Origin of the sequence: Microcoleus sp. A2-C3, from assembly GCF_036706065.1 — a bacterium.
In the GTDB taxonomy this organism is placed as follows: Bacteria; Cyanobacteriota; Cyanobacteriia; order Cyanobacteriales; family Microcoleaceae; genus Microcoleus.
On the sequence record NZ_JAUBVX010000016.1, the window covers coordinates 1 to 23239 of the forward strand.

The 23239-nt window shown below is 47.0% G+C and carries 21 protein-coding genes; 17 read left to right on the top strand and 4 right to left on the bottom strand.

Annotated elements, in window-relative coordinates; translation table 11 throughout:
• Positions 1-343 precede the first annotated feature (343 nt).
• Positions 344-2455: an iron uptake porin gene (locus QUB66_RS11210; RefSeq protein WP_265234452.1), complete on the bottom strand. Its 2112-nt coding sequence runs from the start codon at positions 2453-2455 to the stop codon at positions 344-346.
• Between the two features lie 299 nt (positions 2456-2754).
• On the opposite strand from QUB66_RS11210, the gene QUB66_RS11215 reads away from it, so the two are divergent.
• The 10 genes from QUB66_RS11215 to QUB66_RS11260 all read left to right on the top strand — a co-directional run bounded on the left by QUB66_RS11215 (position 2755) and on the right by QUB66_RS11260 (position 11770).
• Complete coding sequence (locus tag QUB66_RS11215; protein WP_265234451.1) at positions 2755-3918, top strand: glycosyltransferase; 1164 nt, start codon at positions 2755-2757, stop codon at positions 3916-3918.
• A gap of 252 nt (positions 3919-4170) precedes the next feature.
• Entirely contained in the window at positions 4171-4902 is a 732-nt protein-coding gene (locus QUB66_RS11220; protein WP_265234450.1) for a sugar transferase, read from the top strand.
• A gap of 224 nt (positions 4903-5126) precedes the next feature.
• Positions 5127-6158, top strand: coding sequence for a GDP-mannose 4,6-dehydratase (gmd, locus tag QUB66_RS11225; RefSeq protein WP_265234449.1), 1032 nt, complete (start codon positions 5127-5129; stop codon positions 6156-6158).
• Between the two features lie 546 nt (positions 6159-6704).
• Positions 6705-7649, top strand: a complete 945-nt coding sequence (locus QUB66_RS11230; RefSeq protein WP_265234448.1) for a GDP-L-fucose synthase family protein — start codon at positions 6705-6707, stop codon at positions 7647-7649.
• A 214-nt stretch (positions 7650-7863) separates the two neighbouring features.
• The gene (locus QUB66_RS11235; protein ID WP_332967791.1) at positions 7864-8358 is read left to right on the top strand and encodes a DUF4365 domain-containing protein; all 495 of its coding nucleotides are present in this window, start codon (positions 7864-7866) and stop codon (positions 8356-8358) included.
• Positions 8355-8900 (top strand): hypothetical protein, encoded by a 546-nt coding sequence (locus QUB66_RS11240; RefSeq protein WP_332967790.1) that lies wholly within the window; start codon positions 8355-8357, stop codon positions 8898-8900. The genes QUB66_RS11235 and QUB66_RS11240 overlap by 4 nt, the downstream gene beginning before the upstream one ends.
• A 73-nt stretch (positions 8901-8973) precedes the next feature.
• Positions 8974-9798 (top strand): peptidoglycan-binding protein, encoded by an 825-nt coding sequence (locus QUB66_RS11245; protein WP_265234446.1) that lies wholly within the window; start codon positions 8974-8976, stop codon positions 9796-9798.
• A gap of 28 nt (positions 9799-9826) precedes the next feature.
• The gene (locus QUB66_RS11250; RefSeq protein ID WP_332967788.1) at positions 9827-10081 is read left to right on the top strand and encodes a hypothetical protein; all 255 of its coding nucleotides are present in this window, start codon (positions 9827-9829) and stop codon (positions 10079-10081) included.
• 101 nt (positions 10082-10182) lie between these two features.
• Positions 10183-10764 (top strand): 5-formyltetrahydrofolate cyclo-ligase, encoded by a 582-nt coding sequence (locus QUB66_RS11255; protein ID WP_332967787.1) that lies wholly within the window; start codon positions 10183-10185, stop codon positions 10762-10764.
• Between the two features lie 229 nt (positions 10765-10993).
• Positions 10994-11770, top strand: a complete 777-nt coding sequence (locus tag QUB66_RS11260; protein WP_265234443.1) for a fumarylacetoacetate hydrolase family protein — start codon at positions 10994-10996, stop codon at positions 11768-11770.
• A gap of 136 nt (positions 11771-11906) precedes the next feature.
• Here the strand turns inward: QUB66_RS11260 and QUB66_RS11265 are convergent, their stop codons facing one another.
• Complete coding sequence (locus QUB66_RS11265) at positions 11907-12380, bottom strand: Tic20 family protein (RefSeq protein WP_332967784.1); 474 nt, start codon at positions 12378-12380, stop codon at positions 11907-11909.
• A gap of 199 nt (positions 12381-12579) precedes the next feature.
• Positions 12580-12777: a hypothetical protein gene (locus tag QUB66_RS11270; protein ID WP_106149203.1), complete on the bottom strand. Its 198-nt coding sequence runs from the start codon at positions 12775-12777 to the stop codon at positions 12580-12582.
• Between the two features lie 168 nt (positions 12778-12945).
• On the opposite strand from QUB66_RS11270, the gene glyA reads away from it, so the two are divergent.
• The 7 genes from glyA to QUB66_RS11305 all read left to right on the top strand — a co-directional run bounded on the left by glyA (position 12946) and on the right by QUB66_RS11305 (position 22631).
• Positions 12946-14229, top strand: coding sequence for a serine hydroxymethyltransferase (glyA, locus tag QUB66_RS11275; RefSeq protein WP_332967783.1), 1284 nt, complete (start codon positions 12946-12948; stop codon positions 14227-14229).
• A 451-nt stretch (positions 14230-14680) separates the two neighbouring features.
• A complete protein-coding gene (locus QUB66_RS11280) occupies positions 14681-15736 on the top strand; it encodes a glycosyltransferase family 4 protein (RefSeq protein ID WP_265234440.1) in 1056 nt (351 codons plus the stop codon).
• Between the two features lie 239 nt (positions 15737-15975).
• Positions 15976-17232, top strand: a complete 1257-nt coding sequence (locus tag QUB66_RS11285) for a competence/damage-inducible protein A (RefSeq protein ID WP_332967781.1) — start codon at positions 15976-15978, stop codon at positions 17230-17232.
• A 301-nt stretch (positions 17233-17533) separates the two neighbouring features.
• Positions 17534-17671 (top strand): hypothetical protein, encoded by a 138-nt coding sequence (locus QUB66_RS11290; protein ID WP_265234438.1) that lies wholly within the window; start codon positions 17534-17536, stop codon positions 17669-17671.
• Between the two features lie 81 nt (positions 17672-17752).
• On the top strand, positions 17753-18193 hold the full coding sequence (aroQ, locus tag QUB66_RS11295) for a type II 3-dehydroquinate dehydratase (RefSeq protein ID WP_265234459.1): 441 nt from the start codon (positions 17753-17755) through the stop codon (positions 18191-18193).
• Between the two features lie 386 nt (positions 18194-18579).
• Complete coding sequence (locus QUB66_RS11300; RefSeq protein WP_332967779.1) at positions 18580-19725, top strand: ADP-ribosylglycohydrolase family protein; 1146 nt, start codon at positions 18580-18582, stop codon at positions 19723-19725.
• 350 nt (positions 19726-20075) lie between these two features.
• Positions 20076-22631: an HD family phosphohydrolase gene (locus tag QUB66_RS11305; RefSeq protein WP_332967778.1), complete on the top strand. Its 2556-nt coding sequence runs from the start codon at positions 20076-20078 to the stop codon at positions 22629-22631.
• 110 nt (positions 22632-22741) lie between these two features.
• Here QUB66_RS11305 and QUB66_RS11310 read toward each other — a convergent pair whose 3' ends face one another.
• Positions 22742-23215: a nuclear transport factor 2 family protein gene (locus QUB66_RS11310; protein WP_265234434.1), complete on the bottom strand. Its 474-nt coding sequence runs from the start codon at positions 23213-23215 to the stop codon at positions 22742-22744.
• Positions 23216-23239 lie beyond the last annotated feature (24 nt).

Here is a 23239-nt window from a genome sequence, read left to right on the forward strand (position 1 = left end):
CATTCTCTCCCGGCGCGGTGGCTCTAGTTCTTCTTTTGCCACCGTTCTCATCTTTAGTTAGTCTAAACTACAGTTAATTGCTTTTGTTCGCAAACTATCTTGAAATCAATCTGCGTACAGATACTACGATTGCAACGCCCGCGCCAGCTCGCAATCATAAACGTCGTTAACTGAATCGTATTGACTTATAGCGGTAAGGCGCGCACTGCCAGAGAAAGTCTGGCGTGTTTGTTAAGCTTGGTTTGAAGTCCGTAAAACGCTTGAAATTTGGTATTTTGTAGGGTGTGCACTGCGCACAGGTTGACTTTTTCGGTGCGCATTGCGCACCCTACACATACAACTCCTAGAAAGTAAACGTAGTTCTCACCACCCCAATCACCAAATCAGAATTATTCTTATTGTGGTCAGGAGCAGTCAGCCAAATCACACCAGGAGTAATCGAAATATTGTCACTCAACTTAAACTGATAGAACCCTTCAATGTGCAGCGAAGTATCCTTATCTTCCGGCAAAGTATTATTAGTAGAACTCGTCACCCTCGGTTCCATACCTACCAGAATCCCCGCCACATTTCCTTCTTTCAACAAATCAGGAAAAGCCAAAGTAACAGCCCAGTTCCAGATTTTTTGGTCTCCCCGCTGCACAGAACCCAAGTTGGATAAAATGCGCTGGTTGGTGTAACCAGCCCAACCGCCAAGAGCAATTCGGCGACCCAGTTTCAACGAAGCCTGCGCGCCGTAGGAATTGCTAGAAACTGGCAGATTGCTGTCGCTGTCGATTCCGAAGGAACCGAGACGCGCCGGGAAGTTAGAAGCATTGCTGCCGGTACCGGTAACAAAGTTGTAGGAATTAACGTAAGTTAGACCTAAAGCCATAGTGCTTGTCGGTTTGAAAGTCAACTGAGCCAAAGCACCATAGGAACCGTTGAACAAACCGTTACCCCGCGTCGGGCTCGCAGCGTTGCCGGCCAAATATCCCAAACTCAGCTCAAGTTTTTCCCCAAACTGATGCCGCAGAGCGATACCAGAACCGCCAGTCAAATAGTAAATCGGGTTGCGAGTACCGAAGTTAGAAAGAGCGCCGCTGCCACCATCTCCGTCAAAGTAAGGGTTGACAGTGTTGGTAAAATCGTCAGCAGCGCCGGCGTTGGCTTCTAGAATTACAGTAGTGCTTTTACCTAGGGGGAATTGGTAAAGCAGCGCATCTAAAGCTACAGTATTGCTAGCCTCGCCGAAAGGCCCGGCATTAAACCGCAATTCTCCTTCAGCGGTTTTGGTATTATTAGTAGAAAACGAGCCCAAATTTAAAACTTGCAGTCGAGTTCTCAGCAAGTCTTGGCCTGAGAAACTCGTGTCAAAGTTCAGACGAACCCTGCTGCCAAAAGCTGTGGTTTTATCAGCTTCGCGGCCGTTAGCATCATCTCCGCCGGCGATACCTGTCAAAGCAAATACTACTTCGCCGTTAAGTTTAGTTGTAGTCGAAAACTGATTTGCTTCTAATTCAGACGTGCGTGCTTCCAAAGCATCGACGCGGCCGCGTAAAGTTGCCAATTCCGCTGCAAATTCTTCTTGGAGCTTTTGCAGAGAAGCCAAATCTTCTTTGGTTGCCAGATTTGTTGTACCGGCTTTGATCAGTTCGGTAACTTTATCTAAACACGCATTCAAACCGGCTGCAAATTCGTAGCGAGTCATCGCCCGGTTGCCGCGGAAAGTGCCGTCAGGATAACCAGCTATACACCCGTAGCGCTCTACTAGGGACTGCAAAGCTTGGAATGCCCAATCGGTGGGTCGAACGTCGGAAAGTTGCGAGACTGAGGTTACTTGGCCGACTGCATCTTCGCTGCCGCCTTCGGCGCTGTATTGGTTGATTTGTTCTAGAACATTTGACGGCGCTGGAGGCTGGGCAATTGGAGCGGTTGATTGGGAAATCTGCTCTGGTTGTGCGGCCGGTTTTTCGGCGCTGAGATTAGTCGGTGTGGCGACAGGTTGGGTTGCGCTTGAGTTTGCAGGCGCGACTGCGGGGATTTGTTCTGCGACAGGTTGGGTTGCGCTTGAGTTTGCGGGCGCGACTGCGGGGATTTGTTCTGCGACAGGTTGAGTTGCGCTTGAGTTTGCGGGCGCGACTGCGGGTTGGGTTTCGCTTAACTCTGCTGCTGCAACTGTATTGTTTTCTGGTGACGCGGCTTGTTCGGTAACTGGGGCTACCTTGGCTGGAACAATTTCTGTTTCAATAGTCTCAACAGTCAAGTTGCTAGTTAATGATGCTAGCTCAGCCGTCATTGTTGCTGTTTCAGGCTTTGTAGCTTCGGTTGCAGCACCTGCTAATTGCAATTGATTTGCTTGAGCTGTGGCAACTTCTACGGGTTGCTCTGCTGCTAGGGCTGTCGAAGATACGAGTAAACTTGCTGCTAATACAGCGGGACTGACTAAAAGTCCTTTCCACAAAAATTTTGACATTTTTTTCCTCACACCACGTTAATTCGATCGCCCTTTCCGAAAATTCAGTCGATCGCAAATCCCCTACAGTATTCCGTCTAATAGCATTTTTTGTCAACAATTGGGCGGATTTTTACCGGAGATTGCGGTTTGGCTGCCCTTGATTTCGGAAAAACCCCGTTGATTCCCAAAATCCTTAGCTGGAGCTAGATACTTACGTAGAAACCCGGTTGGTGGTTCCATCGTTCGTAAGTGATTGCTCAGTAGGACTAATATTGACAGCATTGGCGCAAATAAATCGTTCGATCGACTACACAAAAGTGAAAAAACTCAAATACGCCCTAGTTCACGAATGGTTGACACCCTCAGCTACCGGCGGTTCAGAACTCGTAGTGCAGGAAATCCTCAAATACATAGACGCTGATATCTATGCCCTGATTGACTTTGAATCGGCCAATCCCGAAAGCTATCTTTTCCAAAGACAGATTGGCACAACATTTTTGCAGCATTTTCCCAAGGCCCGCAGCGGCGTGCAAAAATATTTGCCATTTCTGCCGATCGCGATCGAACAACTAGATCTGCGAGAATACGACATCATTCTCTCATCATCCCACGCCGTCGCCAAAGGCATCCTCAGCAGTCCGCAGCAACTGCACGTCTGCTATTGCCACACACCCATGCGCTACGCTTGGGACTTAACTTTTGACTATTTACGCAGCAGCAAAGCCGGACGGGGCATTCCGGGCATCCTGACGCGATATTTGTTACACCGACTGCGGCAGTGGGATGTAATTTCCGCCAACCGCGTCGATTATTTCATCGCCAACTCCCAACATACGGCGCGCCGAATTTGGCGGTGTTATCGGCGACGGGCCGAGGTAATTTATCCGCCGGTCAATATCGAGCGATTTTCCTTGATGCGGCAAAAACAAGACTTTTATGTGACAGTGTGCCGCTTGGTAAGCTACAAAAACGTAAGTGCGATCGTCCAAGCATTCAATCAACTAGGGCATACTCTCATTGTTATCGGCACCGGCCCAGAATTAGAAATGATTCGGCAAATCGCCAAACCCAACGTGCAACTACTCGGCTGGCAGCCTGCATCCGTAGTGGAAAAGTACATGGCAGAAGCAAAAGCCTTTGTCTATGCAGCTTGTGAAGATTTTGGCATCGCTTTAGTAGAAGCTCAAGCTGGCGGCACACCCGTAATAGCCTATGCAGCAGGCGGCGCTTTGGAGACAGTGCTCGACATTCGCCAACACCCAGAAACAGGGACTGGTTTATTTTTTCCATCCCAAACCGCAGCAGCGATAGTCGAAGCCGTCGAGGAATTTGAGCAGTTGCAAGGAAAATTTCAGCCGGAAATGGCACGGTTGCACGCCGAAAAGTTTGCCCCCGAAGTCTTTGAGCAGCGCTATCTGGCTTTTGTCGAACAGTGCTATCAGGAATTTAAATCCGGCGATTTTTCCAAGTCGGGGACTTGAGAGTGGCAGAGTCCGAGTGGGACACTGGCAGACTCGGAGACCTGGAAAATATTCTGCAATTGCTTCCGAAGCCCTCAAAACCGCTCTACATAAGTACCTTGTCCATTCTTCCTTCTTCCTTCTTCCTTCTTCCTTCTTCCTTCTTCCTTCTTCTGAATTCAGAAAATTGAGTATTTGAAACATAATTCAGAGAACAAAGCGTCTTGAGGCTTTATGATCATGACTGTGTGTGGTGTGAAGTGAAGGAGTAAGATGACTGCCGACAGCCAACTAATCTCCGGCAAGGTAATTCGAGCGATCGCGAGACGCGGTTTTGGGTCTGTCCTCGACGGAGATAGACGCATAAGTCGTTCTCTACAGAGACTCGACGGAGAAATTTTCAAGCGGTTATTTGATATCCTCTTTTCATTATCGGTTCTGATCCTGTTTGCTCCGGTTTACCTGCTTTTGGCTCTCTCAATCGCCTTAAGCTCGTCCGGGCCTATCTTTTACGTACAGGAACGAGTAGGCAAAAACCGTAAAATGTTTTATTGCCTTAAATTCAGAACGATGGTGGAAAATGCGGATGACATATTGCTGGAAATCATGAAAAATTCTCCGCATTTGCGTCAAGAGTTTGAGGACAATTTCAAACTGAAACAAGACCCTCGAATTACCTGGATTGGAAGATTTTTACGAATGACCAGTTTAGACGAATTTCCCCAGTTTTGGAATGTTTTAAAAGGAGATATGAGCGTCGTCGGGCCGAGACCTTTAGTTGAAGAAGAACTGCCGAGATACGGCCGTCACATCAACAAAATTCTCACCATTAGACCTGGAATTACAGGCCTATGGCAAGTTTCCGGTCGCAACGACATTCCCTATCCCCAGCGAGTCCAGATCGACCTCTATTACGCCAATGACAAAAACCTTTGGATGGATATGTGGATTGTTTTCAAAACAATAGGAGTTGTGATTTTTCCTAAAAATAACGGCGCATATTAATTATTGTCCGCAGTCAGCAATCGGTAGTTAGTTTGTTTTGTTACTGACCACTGATGCTGACTACTGACAGCAAGCTACAAACTCTTTGCTAAAACTAAACACTTCCTTGATGCCGATCGAAGAATTGTGAGTTAAGGTAGAGCTTGAGCATACGATCGGCAAACAAAAAACTCTGTCCGAAACGTCCGAAGCGAATTAACACAGCCTGTCAAAGGAAAATTCAGATGACGCAACGCAAGCGAGCGCTAATAACAGGTATTACAGGTCAAGACGGCTCCTACTTGAGCGAATTACTGCTAGAACAAGGATATGAAGTTCACGGGATTATCCGGCGCAGTTCTAGTTTCAATACCGATCGCATTGACCACATCTATGTCGATCCTCACAGCGAGGGTGCACGGCTGTTTCTGCACTACGGCGACTTAACCGACGGCACGACTCTCCGCCGAATATTGGAACAAGTTCAGCCTGTAGAAGTTTATAACTTAGGTGCTCAATCTCACGTTCGAGTTAGTTTTGACTCGCCGGAATATACGGTTGATGCCGTAGGGATGGGAGTATTACGTTTGTTAGAAGCAATACGGGACTACCAGAATCGCACAGGCATAGAAGTGCGGTTTTATCAAGCAGGTTCTTCAGAAATGTTTGGTTTGGTGCAGGAAGTTCCGCAGAAGGAAACAACTCCTTTTTATCCCAGAAGTCCTTATGCTTGCGCCAAAGTTTACGGTCACTGGCAAACAGTAAATTATCGCGAATCCTACGGACTTTTTGCCTCCAACGGCATCTTGTTCAATCACGAATCTCCGCGCCGGGGCGAAACTTTTGTCACCCGCAAAATTACTCGCGCTGTTGCCAGAATTGTCGCCGGCAAACAGAAAAAACTTTATTTGGGCAATCTCGATTCCAAGCGAGACTGGGGTTATGCTAAAGACTACGTGCGGGCGATGTGGCTAATTCTGCAACAAGATAAGCCTGACGATTTTGTCATTGCTACAAATGAGACTCATTCCATTAAAGAATTTCTCGATTTGGCCTTCACTTATGTCAATTTAGATTGGCAAAAATATGTGGAGTTTGACGAACGCTACCTGCGTCCGGCAGAAGTCGAACTGTTGATTGGCGATTCGACCAAGGCCCGCAAGCAGTTGAATTGGGAACCTTCTGTAACTTTTCAGGAGTTAGTACATTTAATGGTAGATGCTGACATTAAAGCTCTAGAAAAGCAGGAACGAGGTTCTGGTAACGGATTTGATTAAGTCGCAAAACTCAGCGGTAAGTCGATTTTAGATGTTAGATGTTAGATGTTAGATTTTAGATTTACTCCACAGATGAATCTGAAAGCTTGAACTAGGGTCTAAAATTTTTGACACTCCCCGACTCCTGTCAGGGGCTTGTATCCTTTTCCGGGCGGGGTCACTGCTAACAATTTGTAGGGTAGTGCCCCGTGTCTGCCCCGATTCGCCGCGAAAGGGGTACACCGGGATTTCCTCTACAAATTGTTCATAACTGATAATAAGATTGTTGCAGCTATTAGCTTGGGCATTCAAAGAATCAGCTTAATTGCTAGGAAAATTTTCGGATCTGCGAGCTAATAAAAACATTAAAATGATCGCTGAGAACTCGCGGCACATAAGTCTAATTTTTGGGTTCGGACGGGGTGTATTGTGCTTATCTACAGCAGCTAAAACGGATTTGTTGACACGCGCATCCTGTAGCTGAAAGCTTTTTTAGCTAAAGTCAACAATTTGAGAATGGAAATTGTCGATCGACCTTTATTGAAAATCAATCACCAGGATAAAATTATGACAAGCTTGGATTTAAGCAGCAAGCGCATTCTAGTCACAGGCGGCGCGGGTTTTCTCGGCCGTCAAGTAATCGACCAGTTAGTCAAAGCAGGAGCCGATGCTGATAAAATTGCAGTAACGCGATCGATCGACTGCGACCTCCGCGTTATGGAAAACTGCAAGCGCGCCGCCGACAAACAAGACATCATCATACACTTAGCAGCCCACGTCGGCGGCATCGGTTTAAACCTAATTAAACCAGCAGAACTATTTTATGACAATTTAATGATGGGCGCGCAACTAATCCACGCAGCCTACGAAGCAGGAGTCGAAAAATTCGTCTGCGTCGGTACAATTTGCGCCTATCCAAACTTAACCCCAGTTCCCTTCAAAGAAGACAACCTTTGGAACGGATATCCAGAAGTAACCAACGCACCTTACGGCATTGCGAAAAAAGCCCTATTAGTGCAACTGCAATCCTACCGCCAGCAGTACGGATTCAACGGTATCTACTTGCTACCAGTGAATTTATACGGCCCGGAAGATAACTTTGACCCGAAAAGTTCCCACGTCATCCCCGCATTAATTCGCAAAGTCTACGAAGCCCAAGAAAGGGGAGACAAAACATTGCCAGTTTGGGGCGACGGCAGCCCCAGCCGCGAGTTTTTGTATTCCACAGATGCCGCGCGCGGGATTGTGATGGCGGCTCAATCTTACAATGAATCTGACCCGGTTAATTTGGGAACTAATAGTGAAGTTAAAATTCGCGATTTAGTGGAAACAATTTGCGAATTGATGGGATATGAGGGAGAAATAGTTTGGGAAACAGACAAACCGAACGGTCAGCCACGCCGCTGTTTGGATACCGAAAGGGCTAAGGAAAGGTTTGGTTTTGTGGCTGAAATGGGCTTTAAGGAAGGGTTGAAAAATACGATTGATTGGTATCGCAAACACGCAGTTTGAGTTAATAAAGCCCCGGTTTATTGAATAAATCGGGGCTTTATTGAATGAGATTCGGCGGTTTAAACTGAGACCATACAAACGATGTTTGCCTCCGCAGACTAAGAATAAGAATTTATACCAATCGATCGCCTTTTGGGGAGAGTTCTCCTACAATAATTACTTGTAGAACACCTTTATTGTAAAATATATTATTTTCGCATATGTTTATTTTGTAATGGAACTGAACCAGCAGAAAGAACTTTTTAGCAAAGCTTATGTGCGTGCCGTTGCAGCCGTGGCAGGTTTCTCTGTCAGTCAGCCAGAGGTAGATGATGACAGCATTGATTTGAAGATTGTGGCAAGAGGCGGTGAGGGAGTAGTTTTTTCCCCTGAGCTTAACTTACAATTAAAATGTACCTCAAGAGATGTACTCGACGGACAGTTCATCCGATATCCGGTGAGGATAAAAAATTACAGGGATTTGATCGTCAATTCCCAGGTTCCGCGCCTGTTAGTGGTAGTTTTAGTGCCGGAAAATTTAGAAAACTGGTTGCAGCAGTCTGAAGACGAAATGTGCATGAGGTATTGCACCTACTGGGTGTCGCTGCGGGGGCTGCCAGAAAGACTCAATACAGCGAATGTAACAGTTGAGTTATCCCGCTCTAATCAGTTCACAGTAGAGGCTCTCAAGTCTATTATGCAGCGTCTTAGTCAAGGAGGTTTACCGTGAAAGTAACTGTCAAAGACAAGGAAATTTTCCAAACTATAGATCCAAATGTGTTAGCAGAACACTTAGAGAAAAATGGCTGGCAAAAAGTTGCTTTAGTTTATGAGAATACTTGGATTTGGCACAAAAAGAATGATGTCGGTCAGATTTTTGAAATCAAGCAGCCTGTGAGACAAGAATTTGATGCCCCTCAGCTTATTGCTGAAGCTTTTAAGACGCTAGAAATAGTAGAAAATCGTTCTCAGTTAGATATTCTCAGCGATTTAATCACTTCTTTACCTAATGTTGTAATTTCGGGATGGATTAATAAAGTACACGGGGAAGAATCGGCAAACTGCAAAATTACATTAATGGGATTTGTGGTGGGGAAGCTGAGAAAAATTCATCTGGAATTGAGCGGATCTGATTATCAGTTGGCCCTCAAGGCTTATGAAGCGCGATCGCCCGTAACGTGTTTTGGTGATTTAATTAAAGAAAATGACTGTTTCGTGCTAAACAATCCGCGCGATTTTGCTCTGCTGACTGAGGCTGAATTAATCCAATAGTTTGGGAAATCCTGGTTGTGGTACAATATAAAGCAAAAATTATTGTGCCGATCGCATTACAGGAAAACAGGTTATGCAAACTTTAAAATTAGGTGCATCGGGTTCCGATGTTGTGAAACTTCAAAAACGCTTGCTGGAGTTAGGGTTGAATCCAGGAAGTGCAGATGGTAAGTTTGGGCCGAAAACTGAAGCATCCCTCAAACAGTTTCAAACCAATCAAAAAATTTTGGCAGACGGAATCGCGGGCCCCAAAACCCTCGCTGCGTTGTTCCCTGGGGAACTTTTGGGCTCGTCACTTTTATCATACAGGGCGATCGACCTAATCTTAGAATTCGAGGTCGGCGGCGGGCGGGAATACTACGAAAGCCTTTTGCAGCGTCCAACTTGGCCGGAAGGAGCATCGGGAATTACGATCGGCATCGGCTACGATCTAGGTTACAACAGTGTAGAAGTTTTTAATCAAGATTGGAATAAATTAGCGGATGCTGACCAAAAACGTTTGAGTAACTGCTGCGGGTTGACAGAGGATGCAGCAAAAGAACGTTTAGCTAGTGTTAGAGACATCATTATTCCCTGGGAATTAGCTTGGGAAGTTTTTAATATTGTCACAGTGCCGAAATTTTACAATCTGACAAAAGAAGCATTTCCCGGTTTTGAACAATTGCCCGCAGATGTTCAAGGAGGATTGGTAAGTTTGGTGTTCAATCGCGGCACGAGTATGCAGGGAAACCGTCGCCTAGAAATGCGTGTAGTTCGTGATTTGGTCACGAAAAAGAATGTGAATAAAATTGCTGAACAAATTCGCAAAATGAAACGAATTTGGCTGGGAACGAGCATTGAAAAAGGGATGAATAGACGGCGGGATGCTGAAGCGGATTTAATCGAGAAAAGTGCTTAGATATCTTTTAGCTGTTATGATAAAAGCGATGTTATCCGCACAAAACCTCGGCGAACAAGTCAATAATTGGGAATTTATCGAGTTGTGGGTAGATGCGATTGTTTTCCCGCCTCGGATTCTGATGTTAGTGGGTGGCAAAAATAGTAAGTGTGGTATTTACGAACCATCGCTGAATTATAAACTGCTGTTTTTAAGCTCAAGTTATGATGAGGCTCACTCGTGGTTACTGGAAGATGAATATGAGCGAGTTGATGGGAGGCTTTTAGCCTCGGACATAGTTTGAGTGAAGAATAATTAGGGCGATCGGCCTTGGGAAGCCGTGTCTATTTTTTTTAGCCGTTTCCCTACTTTTTTGCGTCCATTTAAACTGATTTAATATGAAAGATGAATACTCCTAAACCTTTATTAACTAAAATCGAATTAAGACGATCGCTCCTCAACACCCGCAAATCCCTATCAGCCCAACAATGGAGAGAAAAGAGCGATCGCCTTTGCAACCACCTGCACAACTCGCCCCTATTTACCCAAGCAAAAACAATCCTTGCCTACTTTAGCTTTCGCCAAGAACCAGATTTAAGTCCCCTATTTGTAACTCCCCGCAAATGGGGATTTCCCCGCTGTGTCGGCTCATACTTATCCTGGCACGTTTGGCAGCCCGGAGATGCTTTACATACTGGAGCTTATGGCATACTAGAACCGCTGCCGGATGCTCCTAAAATCGACCACTCAGAAGTAGATTTAATCCTCGTACCCGCCGTTGGTTGCGATGTTCGCGGCTATCGCTTGGGCTACGGCGGCGGCTATTACGATCGAATGCTGAGTTTACCTGAGTGGGAATCAAAAATTACGATCGGCACAATCTTTGAATTTGCCTTGCTAGCCCAGCTACCAGTTGACTCCTGGGACAAACCGCTGCACGGAGTTTGCACCGAAAGCGGGTTAGAAATGATACAGCAAAAATCTTAAAGGTCGATCGAGCAATAAATTTTCAGCAATTATCCCTAGATCCATGTTTATATGTATTATGACTAACGCACTCGCCCACAAAGAAACCGGGTTTTTTAACCGAGATTGAGGGTTTTAAGCAAATACTTTGGTTAAAAAACCCGGTTTTTGGGCACCCGTGCATCAATCCTATCTATCCTACTGAAAGTCCTATTTAATCCAAAATCTAAAATCTAAAATCTAAAATCCTATGGCCCACCGATACGTTCGAGTTAAAACAACACAAGGACACATCCATTACGGTTTGCTGCAACTAAGCCACAGCGTTCAAGTATTTGATGCACCTCCGTGGTTAAAAGGACAACCAACAGATTTGGAACTCCAACCAGATACTTACCAAATTCTCGCCCCGTGCTCTCCCTCAAAAATTGTAGCCGTCGGCAAAAATTATGCCGATCACGCGGCCGAAATGGGTACTCCAGTACCCGAAGAACCCCTGCTGTTTTTTAAGCCTCCCAGCGCTATCATCCCCGCAGGTGGAGCGATTCGCTATCCGCAGCAGTCGGAAAGGGTAGACTACGAAGGAGAATTGGCCTTGGTAATTGGCGAATATTGTAGCAACTGCACTCCCGAACAAGCACACGGCAAGATTTGGGGCTATACCATCGCCAACGACGTGACAGCCAGAGATTTGCAAAAGCGTGACAACCAGTGGGCGAGGGCGAAAGGGTTCGATACATTTTGTCCCTTGGGGCCTTGGATTGTCCGCGAACTGAGTCCCGCTGCACAGTTGCAGACTTTTGTCAATGAGAGCGATCGACCTGTACAGTCATCCCAGATCGATCGCATGGTATTTTCCCCAGACTTTCTCGTCTCCTACATCAGTCAAATCATGACTCTAATTCCCGGCGATGTGATACTGACAGGAACGCCGCAAGGGGTAGGGCCGCTACAAATAGGCGATCGAGTCCGCATTGAGATAGAAGGTATTGGCAGTCTGGAAAATACCGTAGTTATTGGTTATTAGTTATTGGTTATTAGTTATTGGGCATTGGGCATTGGGCATTAGAACCAACAAATAATAACCAACTAACAACTGCCAACCGTCAACTGTCAACTGCCAACTGTCAACTGCCAACTGTCAACTGTCAACTGTCAACTGACTAACGTACCTGCATATAAACAGCATCCGAAAGCGGAGGAATCTCTGCATAGCGTCCCAACGCCGACTGAATGACTGCATAGAAAAATGCAGCCAAAGCGCCCAAAAACACCATGTTATACAGAGTTTCTGCAATAAATGCGACTTGCAAGCCTTTTGAGAAAATTGGCAAAACCAAACCGCACAGCATCAAAACAATGTCTAAAAGAATCGCCTGCATCGCATTAAAACGAATGAAGTGACTGATGTTTTCGTTTCTAACTACTCCTAAATACAGGGCAAAGAAAATAACCAAGCTAGCAAAGGGCAAACTATAAATTTGCATCAATGGAGATAGCGGTATCAACAACAGTTGCAGGATAGGAAACTGTGTAAACAGAAACCTGCCAAAGGCAAGCCCGTCAATCAGCGGCAGCAAGTAAGGCAAACAAGCAAAAATCCGGTCTGGAACAGTCGTAGATCCGCGCCAAGTCATAATGAACTCTCCTGAGTCGATCGATTTAACTATCAATTCCCGTTAAACTCAGGATAACGCAGCAGGCTCAGTTCCGACTCGCCCGGAATTTACCCACACTCAGAGCCTAGTAGATTCAGGGGTACTTAGATCGAGTCGGGTTCAATAGTCACCATGCCCGATGCCCGATGCCCCATGCCCCATGCCCCATGCCCCATGATTATTTGATATTGGCAATGACGAAGCCCATTAGACACTCGTATCGATCGGGCAAATTTTCCGTAGGTTTAGCAACTGGATGCCCGCAGCGAAGCTCTCCACCGCTCCAGCGCGGTTGGCCCGTGCGATCGGCGAGCACACAACCTTGGCAAACACACTGAGGGGCAAGCATCTGATTTTCCATTAGAATAACTAACATTTGATACCTCCGGCAGGTTTCATACCAGTAATTTCATTGTATGTCAGGAACTTGGGACAAACGGCTTAAGCTGAACACAATGTAATATTTGGATCAATCGTGCGAAATCCGTAGTAGGGTAAAAGATCCCCAATTCGCAATCCCAAAATTGTCAAGAGGTTGATTATTGTGACCGACACTAACTTTGAATTCCTTTCCAAAACCGACCCGCAGATTGCCGATTTAATCGGGCAAGAACTCCAGCGGCAGCGAGACCACCTAGAACTGATCGCCAGCGAAAACTTCACCTCCGCAGCCGTAATGGCAGCTCAAGGCTCAGTGCTGACCAATAAATACGCTGAAGGACTGCCAGCCAAACGCTACTACGGCGGCTGCGAATTTATTGACGGCATCGAGCAAATCGCGATCGATCGCGCCAAACAGCTATTTGGAGCAGCCCACGCCAACGTCCAGCCCCACTCCGGCGCTCAAGCGAACTTTGCAGTGTTTTTGAGCTTGCTAGAGCCTGGGGACGGAATTATGGGCATGGATTTGTCCCACGGCGGACACTTGACCCACGGTTCGCCCGTCAACGTCTCCGGCAAATGGTTCAAAGCTTTTCACTACGGCGTTAACAAAGAAACAGAACAGCTTGACTACGACGAAATTTTGGCACTGGCGAAACAAAACCGACCGAAATTGCTGATTTGCGGCTATTCAGCATATTCGCGAATTATCGACTTTGAAAAGTTTAGAGCGATCGCCGACGAAATCGGAGCCTACCTGCTCGCCGACATCGCCCACATCGCCGGGTTAGTCGCCACAGGCCACCACCCAAGCCCCCTTGACCACTGTCACGCAGTCACCACCACCACTCACAAAACCCTGCGAGGCCCCCGTGGCGGATTGATTATGACTAATGACCCCGAACTTGGCAAAAAGTTTGACAAAGCAGTGTTTCCCGGCACTCAAGGCGGCCCCTTAGAACACGTTATTGCGGGCAAAGCAGTAGCTTTCGGCGAAGCATTAAAACCCGAATTTAAAACTTATTCCGGTCAAGTAATAGAAAATGCGCGGGCTTTAGCAGCACAGTTGCAGCAGCGGGGTTTAAAACTCGTTTCCGGCGGCACGGACAATCACTTAATGCTAGTAGATTTGCAATCGGCAAACATGACAGGCAAGCGAGCCGACCAATTAGTTAGCGGTGTGAATATTACTGCTAATAAAAATACCGTGCCTTTCGATCCGGCATCGCCTTTTGTCACCAGCGGTTTGAGACTCGGTTCGCCAGCGATGACAACCAGGGGCATGGGAACTACTGAATTTACCGAAATTGGTAATATTATTGCCGATCGACTCCTGAATCCAGATGATGAAAGCGTCGCCGCCGATTGTCTGCGGCGAGTAGCTGCACTTTGCGATCGCTTCCCGTTATATCCGCACTTGTTCTTGAAAGTGCCGGCATTAGCTTAATTTTCCTGATTGGCAATGAGAAATTGGTAGTTGGAAGTGTACGGGTAAAAGGGTAAAAGAGCCGGAAAAGATTGAGAGTTGCCATTCGCGATCGCCCCCTGTTTTAACGTACATATATCGATCGCGTGGGGCGGGTTTTACCCGAGATATTTGTCGGTAGCCAAAGATATCGATCTACCCGCCCCCTTCCAGGGATAAATCCACTCGGATCGATGTGTCGATCGACAGTCTCGCGATCACAGCATAGATCCCCAAGGGTCTTAATTTGAGAGTTACTAAGTGAAAAATCTCACTTTTTGGCGATCGGGCAACTTCCACTCCAACAAATTTCCGGCTCCCAAACCCCCCAGTCGCACTTTAAAGATGTTTCCTTGTGATAAGCCATCTGAAATGTAGTAGACTCTGCCTGACAGCCTAATTGCCCCGCACTATTATTTAAAATTGATTTCAGATGCCGTATCAGTATCTGTACCACGTAGTCGCTTTTCTGGTTTCTGCGATCGTCGTCCTCTACAGTACACCAATAGTCAAAAAAATTGGTCTCAAAAGCGGGAGAGTCGATCGGCCAGGCGAGCGAAAAGTCCACAAGCGCCCAATGGTGCGCTTGGGAGGAGTGTCCATCTTTATGGGCACTCTGACTGCTCTGTTATTTGTCTGGCTCTCAGGAGGCTTCATCGATGCTAGCGGACAAATTCTCGATCGCAAAGACGAATACGAAATCTGGGGAGTCACCCTCGGCGGCGTCGGATTCTTCCTCATCGGTTTAGCAGACGATTTATTTTCGCTCTCAGCCATCAAACGCTTGCTCATGCAAATTGGCGTATCCAGCATCGCTTGGTACGCGGGCGTACAAATTGAGTTTCTCACAGTTCCATCCTTGGGACTGACAGATCTTGGCTGGCTGAGCTTGCCAATTACCGTAATTTGGCTCGTCGGTATGGCCAACGCCATCAACTGGATTGACGGTTTGGACGGTTTAGCAGCCGGAGTTTCAGGCATTGCAGCAGTTGTGATGCTGATAGTCAGTCTGTCAATGCACCAACCCGCAGCAGCCCTAATTGCAGCGGCTTTAGCAGGCGGCACTTTGGGATTTCTGCGCTACAACTTCAATCCGGCTCAAATCTTTATGGGAGATGGCGGCGCTTATTTTATCGGTTTCACTCTCGCGGGAGTGGGAGTAATTGGGTTAGTTAAAACTACGGCTATTACCTCTGTGTTGCTGCCATATTTAATTTTAGCTGTACCGATTTTAGATATGTCAGCCGTGATTCTCGATCGACTCCGCAACGGCAAATCACCATTTATTGCTGACAAGCGCCACCTCCACCACCGACTTCTAGAAGCCGGACTATCCCATAAATTTGCGGTTTTATTTATTTACTCGCTGACACTGTGGGTAGGGAGTTTAGCCCTAGCTTTTTCGGTTCCAAGCGGCATCATTTACGCGATGGGTGCGACAAGTTTGCTGGGATACGCTAGCTGGAAAGTTTGGAGACACGCTCGATAGTCAGTTGACAGTTGACAGTGGACAGTTGACAGTTGACAGTTGACAGTTGATGGTTGATGGTTGACAGTTGACAGTTATCATTTACCACCAATTAGCAATTAGCAATTAGCAATTACCAATTACCAATTAGCAATTAACAATTAACAATTAGCAATTACCAATGCCCAATCCCTCCGCTTCGCTTCGCCCAATGCCCAATGCCCAATGCCCAATGCCCAATGCCCTATTACCAATAACTAATGGTTGCTGAAATTATTTGTGTTGGCACTGAATTGCTGTTAGGAGATATTCTTAATGGCAACGCTCAGTTTTTAGCGAAAGAATTAGCGAGTTTGGGAATCCCTCATTACTATCAAACCGTGGTGGGGGACAATCCAGAACGCATCAAACAAGTGTTAGAAATCGCTGTGGGTCGATCGCAACTTTTACTCTTCACAGGAGGTCTAGGCCCGACACCAGACGACCTCACAGTCGAAACAATCGCCGATTTTTTTGGCGTTCCCTTAATCGAAAAACCGGAAATTATCGCCGATATCGAACAAAAATTTGCCCTGCGCGGACGCACCATGAGTCCCAGCAACCGCAAACAAGCTTTAATTCCAGAAACGGCGGACATTCTGCCTAACCGCAGCGGTTCTGCACCGGGCATTATTTGGCAGCCGATTCCCAACGTGACAGTGATGACATTTCCCGGCGTACCGGCGGAAATGCACTTGATGTGGCGAGAAACCGCCGTTCCTTACCTAAAAAATGGCGGTTGGTGCAGCGCCACTATTTTCAGCCGCACGTTGAAATTTTGGGGAATTGCTGAGTCGGCCCTGGCGGAAAAAGTAGAATCTTTTCTGCATTTAACTAATCCTACTGTGGCTCCCTACGCCAATCACGGTCAAGTCAAATTGCGGATTTCGGCCCGCGCTGACTCGGAAGTGGCTGCGAAAAAGTTAATTGAGCCGATCGAACAACAATTGCTGCAGATTACTGGCCTAGACTGTTACGGCGCGGATACCGATACCCTCCCTTCGACTGTCGGGCAATTGTTGCTGGATGCGGGGCAAACTCTGAGTGTGGCTGAATCCTGCACGGGAGGAGGGTTAGGGGCGATGCTGACTTCTGTTCCCGGCAGTTCGAGCTATTTTTGGGGCGGGATTATTTCTTATGACAATCGAGTTAAGGAATCATTATTAGGTGTTAATCCCCAAGATTTAGCCGAATTCGGCGCAGTCAGCGAGCAAGTAGCAAAACAAATGGCTGCGGGAGTGCGCGCGAGGCTCAATACCGATTGGGGATTGAGCATTACAGGCATCGCCGGGCCCGGAGGCGGTACAGACGCTAAACCTGTGGGACTGGTTTATGTCGGTTTAGCTGGCCCCGACGGCGTGACAGAAAGTTTTGAATACCGCTTTGGCGATGCGCGAGGCCGGGATTGGATTCGGCATCTCAGTAGCTGTACGGCGCTCGATCGGCTCCGGCGTCAATTATTATTGGTAAAAGCGTAGAAAATATCCAAGGCCGTGTCAATTGTCAACTGTTAGCAGTAAGCTTAATCTTTATTTAACACTCTGCGAACCCAGATTGTTCCGTAATTTTCTGATAACCTCTTGATTATCTGTAAAGATTCGTTATGATAATAAGATAGGACTGATTGGCAAATATACTGAACTCTCTCCTTTGCTCAAAACAACCAGCAAGCGAGACAGCAAGTTTGACCTTTGATTTCAAAGTCGTGCTTGCTTATGTTTCAGAAATTTAGCCGTCGGTTTAGCAGTCTAGACTATAAAAAAAGGAGCTATCCGTTCAATGGAAAACATTGAAAAGGTGCTGGAACAAATTGAAAAATGGGTTCGCAAGTTGATAGAAGGACTTCTGAGTCCCGAAGCTCAACCGGAACTGCAACCGATTCCTATTCCAGTTAACCAACCTAGGCATCGCCGATAGTTGAGACTGGGTTTGAGATTTGATGTTGGCGATCGAATTCAAGTCAAAACTCAAAGTTTTGTGGCGCTGGAATTTAAAAAATTGTTAAATATCCTGGTACTTCATGGCCCTAATCTGAATCTATTGGGTCAGCGAGAACCTGGAGTATATGGTTCTGCGACTTTAAAGGATATCAACGAGTTGCTAGAACGAGAAGCGCAAGCTCTCCAGGTGCAAGTCTCTATTCAGCAGTCGAATCACGAAGGGGTTTTGGTGGATGCTATTCATTCGATGTTGGGGCAGCACCAAGGTTTATTGATTAATGCTGGAGCTTATACTCATACGAGTGTGGCAATTAGAGACGCGATCGCTGCGGTGAATATCCCTGCGGTGGAAGTTCATCTGAGCAATATTTACCGCCGGGAAGCTTTTCGACACCACTCGTATATTGCACCAGTGGCGATCGGGCAAATCAGCGGTTTTGGCTCGGAGAGTTATCGGCTGGGGCTGCAAGCTCTCGTTAGTCACTTGATGAAAAATTAAAAATTTACCGATTCTAGCGATCGGATGAGGGCCGGTTTTAGATGGAAAACCAGCCCTTATATGTTTGGGTTTAATTCAAATTCATCACAAGAATTGGTAATGGGTAATTGGTAATGGGTAATTGGTAATGGGTAATTGGTAATGGGTAATTGGTAAGCTGTTGCGCATTTTAATTGCATATTCTGCGCGATGCTCGGAGCAAATGCCCACAAGAGTTTGATTGATTATTGACACACAATTTAAATGCAACAACAGCTTAATGGGTAATAACACAGCAAAAAAATGACCAATGACTAATGACCAATGACTAATGACCAATGACTAATGACTAATGACTAATGACTAATGACTAATGACTAATGACTAACAACTTAAGTTAAATTCAAATGCGGCATTCCCTGTTGAGCAAGTTTCAAGGAACCATCCTGGGGGCAGTTTTAGGAGACTCTATAGGCCTGCAATACCAGAGGGAACTGGCGGGTATCCCTCGCCGAACAGAAGACTTGCAGCCGATTTTACAACTGACGAAACACCAACAATTGACCCTGAGTGGGGCAAAATTGGCGTTGAATTCTGCCAGCAGCAAAATCCTAACTAGCAAACACTCCAAATGCGGGAGACTTGCAGTGGCGTCCGCTCAAAGTTTAATTCGGTGTAACGGTTTAGATTTCAAAGATTGGGGCGATACTTGGGAAGTATTCGCCAAGTCGGAAATCTACCATTCGCAAAACACAGAGTTTCAAAGCCTGCTTAACCCTTGTGAAGTTGCGGTTGCTGCGCTGCCGTGCGCGATGTTTTTTCACGAAAATAAGGCTAAGCTGCGAGAAAAAATCATGCTGGCGACAGATGTTTTGCCCAACGAAAATAAGGCAGAATTGCAAACAGCCGTTTTAGCTATCGGATATGCGATCGCCCGATCGCTCAAACAAAGACTTGACCCCGCAACAGCGATCGAACAAACAATTGCCTACCTGAAAACAGATAATGCCTTAACAGAACTGCTGCTGCAAGTGCAAATACTACTAGAAAAAGGAGCCGATTTAGAAACAGCCGCCACTCATCTGTGCAAAAGCGCGACAGCTTTGCGAGAAAGACAGGGCGAAGGTGAAAAAAAATTACAAACCGAGTCAATTGTCAACCCAGAAAATTTGATTCCCATTGCCTTAGCTTTCTACTGCTTTTTGAACACCCCAGAAGACTTGCGCTTGTCAGTGGTGCGTGCTGCCCGCTGTGGCATAACTGGACAAATAACCTGCGCTTTGACGGGAGCTTTGTCTGGAGCCTATAACGGCGTTGCGGGGATTCCTGTAGAATGGCGACAGGTATCTTTGGCTGAGGTTAAATCCCAGCAGCTAGCCGAGGGCCGAGAACCCTCGCTCTGGGGAACTGGCAGCGATGCAAAAATTGTAGAGTTAGCAAATAACCTGTTTGCTGTTTGGGCGGGAGTTTACAAGCCCGATACCGGACTGGATTCCGCAGCGCTAGCCCGATCGGTGGCTGCACCTTATGTCATTAGACCTCGTAAAATATAAAGTTTGGAGCTTTTAACGGTAAGGGGAAACCAGAAATTAGCAAGTAGCCATTAACAAGTCAAAAGCGAAAGTGGAAGGAGAGCGACAATTAAAAATTAAAAAGTGAAAAATTAAATGTGAAAAATTAAATCGGACGCGCCTGCCCCAACAAGCCAGGTTTAAACGAGAATATGGGGTTGGGAAACGAAAAATCTACGGATAAACAAGGTTTTTAGCGATCGCGCGCGAGTTCTGTTCAAGATAGACAAGGTTGAATATTCAGCCAGGTTAGTTCGGATAAAATCAATCAAGATGCATAGTCAGGAATTCTGACAAAGCTGCTGGATAACAGTGATATATCTTCGACACAAATGAATACGCTCTCCTCATTGATGCGGCAGATTGAGCAGCTAGGGGCTGCGCGCTCACTGCGCCAACACATTGCTAAAGTGCAAAATGGCAGCAGCAAAGCAGATACCGATCGCGCTGGCGGGCCTCTCCTGAGCCGTTTGTCGCGCCCGAAATGGATTCTTCCCGAGGCTTTTACTACTAAATTTACAAGTAAAACCTCCAAATCAAGCCTCAAAAATCAAGCTCGTTCCCCTATGTTGGCGCTGGTGGCGGTAGTTTCCCTCAGCAGCACTTTGGGGCACCGCTTCTACAACCAGCCGAAACTGGATGTGGGGACGAAAGCTCCTCAGACGATTAAGGCTCCTGATACTGCTAGCGTCCCGGATTACAAAACTACTGAAGAACAGCGGAAAGCAGCGCGGATCGGGGCTGTAGCGATATTAATGCTAGATCCTGCGGTCAATCGACAAATTTATCAAGAATTGCAACAATTTTTGCAGCAGGGGAGCGATCTACGGGAGGCGGTAGGGCCGTTTCCGTTTGCGAAATCCTCGGCGCTCTCACTTGCTGCACAGGTTTACTTGCGAGGCTGTCCCGAGTGGGAGTGGCGATCTATTTTGGCGCAAGCTAAGGAAAAAAGTCAAACTTCCGATCGCTTGAGTTTGGATTCTCCCGCAGTTGCTGGGCCGACGGAGAACAAGTCTCAGCAGGATGCTATCGCTCAATTGCAAGCTTACAGCCGATCGGTCCGGGCGGAAGAGTTTCAAAGCCTGACAGACAGTATTTCCTCTGCTCGCCGCAGCTATCTCAATGCTGTGGAGGCGCTGGAAAAACCGTTGGTTTCCGGGTTCCCCCAGATTTACGATACTTCGCTGTTTGATTTGTCGGATGCAGCTTGGCAGAAAACCCAAACAGGCATGAATCGCGCGGCAAAAAGGATGGTGGCTCAAGGTATCCTGCAGGGATTGCCAAAAGAGATTTTGAAAGAAGCTGTGAAGCTGCAAGTGGCTGATGAAGTGCCGTTAGAGTCCCAAGGTTTGGCGGTGGAGGGTTTAACAGCGATTTTGCAGCCAAATCTGGTGAGAGATCGCGAGGAAACCAAACAGCTAGCTGAATTAGCGGCGCAAAAGGTGCAACCGGTGATGATCGCAGTACAGCAGGGCGAGATAATTGTTGCACAAGGAAAAGATATCTCGCAGCAAGATTTCGTGTTGCTGGACTATTTTGGTTTGAGCCGGCGGGGGGTGAATTGGTTGGGGCTGGCGGGGTTTGTTTGTTTAGTCGCAGGGGCAATTGCGATCGTACTGTTGGTGGAAAGGCACTACCGCTTGCGCCGCAGAGATCATTTGCTATTGCTGCTGCTGACTTTGAGCGCGCCGGTGCTGGTGAGTTTGGGGCTGCCTTGGACGAGTTTGCCCGCGATCGGCATTTTAGCAGGCGGCTTCTACGGTTCGGCGGTGGGAGTGACTGTGGTGGGGCTGCTGTCGGCACTGCTACCCATTGGCTTGGGTGTAGAGTTGATTCATTTGGTAGCTAGCGCGGCGGGGGGATTGCTGGGCGCTTTTATGGCCGGAAGGTTGCGATCGCGCGAGGAGTTGGCTCTGTTGGGCGTGGCTGTCGGCTTGACTCAGGGCAGCGTCTATCTGGTGGGGACTTTGATTGCCAGCGCTGCTGCTGGTGCGATTTGGTACGTCGTGCTCGGTACGGTGGGCGCGCAAAGTTTGGCCGGCTTGGCTTGGAGTGTTGTGGCGATCGGCATCAGCCCTTATTTGGAACACGTTTTTGACTTGATTACGCCGATCCGGCTGGCGGAACTTGCCAATCCCAACCGGCCGCTGTTGAAGAAATTGGCTGCCGAGACTCCGGGGACTTTTCAGCACACGCTGTTTGTGGCAAGTTTGGCAGAGGCTGCGGCCCGGGAACTCGGCTGCAATGTTGAGCTGGTCAGAGCTGGGACACTATACCACGATATTGGAAAAATGCACGACCCGCTCGGATTTTGTGAAAATCAAATGGGCGGGGGTAACAAACACGATGAAATTAATGACCCTTGGGCGAGCGCTGAGATTATTAAAAAGCACGTTAGCGAGGGCTTGGTGATGGCGCGGAAGCATCGATTGCCGAAGGCAATTCAGGCGTTTATTCCTGAACATCAAGGCACAATGTTAATTGCTTATTTTTACCACCAAGCGCAGCAAATTGCTGCAAAAGAAGCAGAAGATTTAAAGATTGCTTTGCCAGATGCGGGTAATTTAAAGTCAACAATCGAAAGTCGGGAAGTGAGGGAGGAAGATTTTCGCTATGACGGGCCGATTCCGCAGTCGCGGGAAACGGGGATTCTGATGTTGGCGGATTCTTGTGAGGCTGCTTTGCGATCGCTCAAGGATGCTACTCACGAGGAAGCTTTGAATATGGTTAATAAGATTTTGCGAGCTCGTTGGCAGGATAATCAGTTGATTGATTCGGGTTTGACGCGGGAGGATATGTCTCTAATTGCAGAGATTTTTGTGCGGGTTTGGGAACAGTTCAATCACAAGCGGATTGCTTATCCTAGTGCCGTTTTTACTCCGAGGTAGAGATAAGTTGCTAGTTAAAATTTGGGACTTATATTCAAATGGGGTATTTTACCACATGAGATAATTCCTAGAGTTAAAGAGTTAAAGATTTTATTGAGAGGCAATCGCTTTTAAGATGTACCACGCAGGGCACCGTGAACTTGAGGATTGCCACTCAAAATCACGACAGTTTGCTTGATTCCGTCGATTAACCAATGTCCGTCTGTTTGAATCAAGGAATGAAAATAGTTTCCTGCTGTATCCAGTCGATTCTCTCCCAATTTGCGAGTGGGGTCAAGTCGATAAATTTGGTATGCCGATTGGCATTTGGCGGTATCGTTGTTAAGAGTTACTTCTTGATTCGTGCTGACGTGCAGCGTTTGCAAACCGGCAAGTCCCTCTACCCGCTGTTTTATGTATGCTTCTGCGGTTACTCGTCTGGGAGTTTCACTCCTGAAGTCTGAATAGTCGATATCTATTTCGTCGGCTAGGTGCGATCGCAATTTGTCCCAGTCCTTGGCGTCGATCGCATTTGCGAATGCTACGATCGCATCTATGACAGCAGCGCGGTTAACAATCCAGCGGATTTCTGGGAGTTCGTACATGGCAAATAACCTTGGCTACTTTAG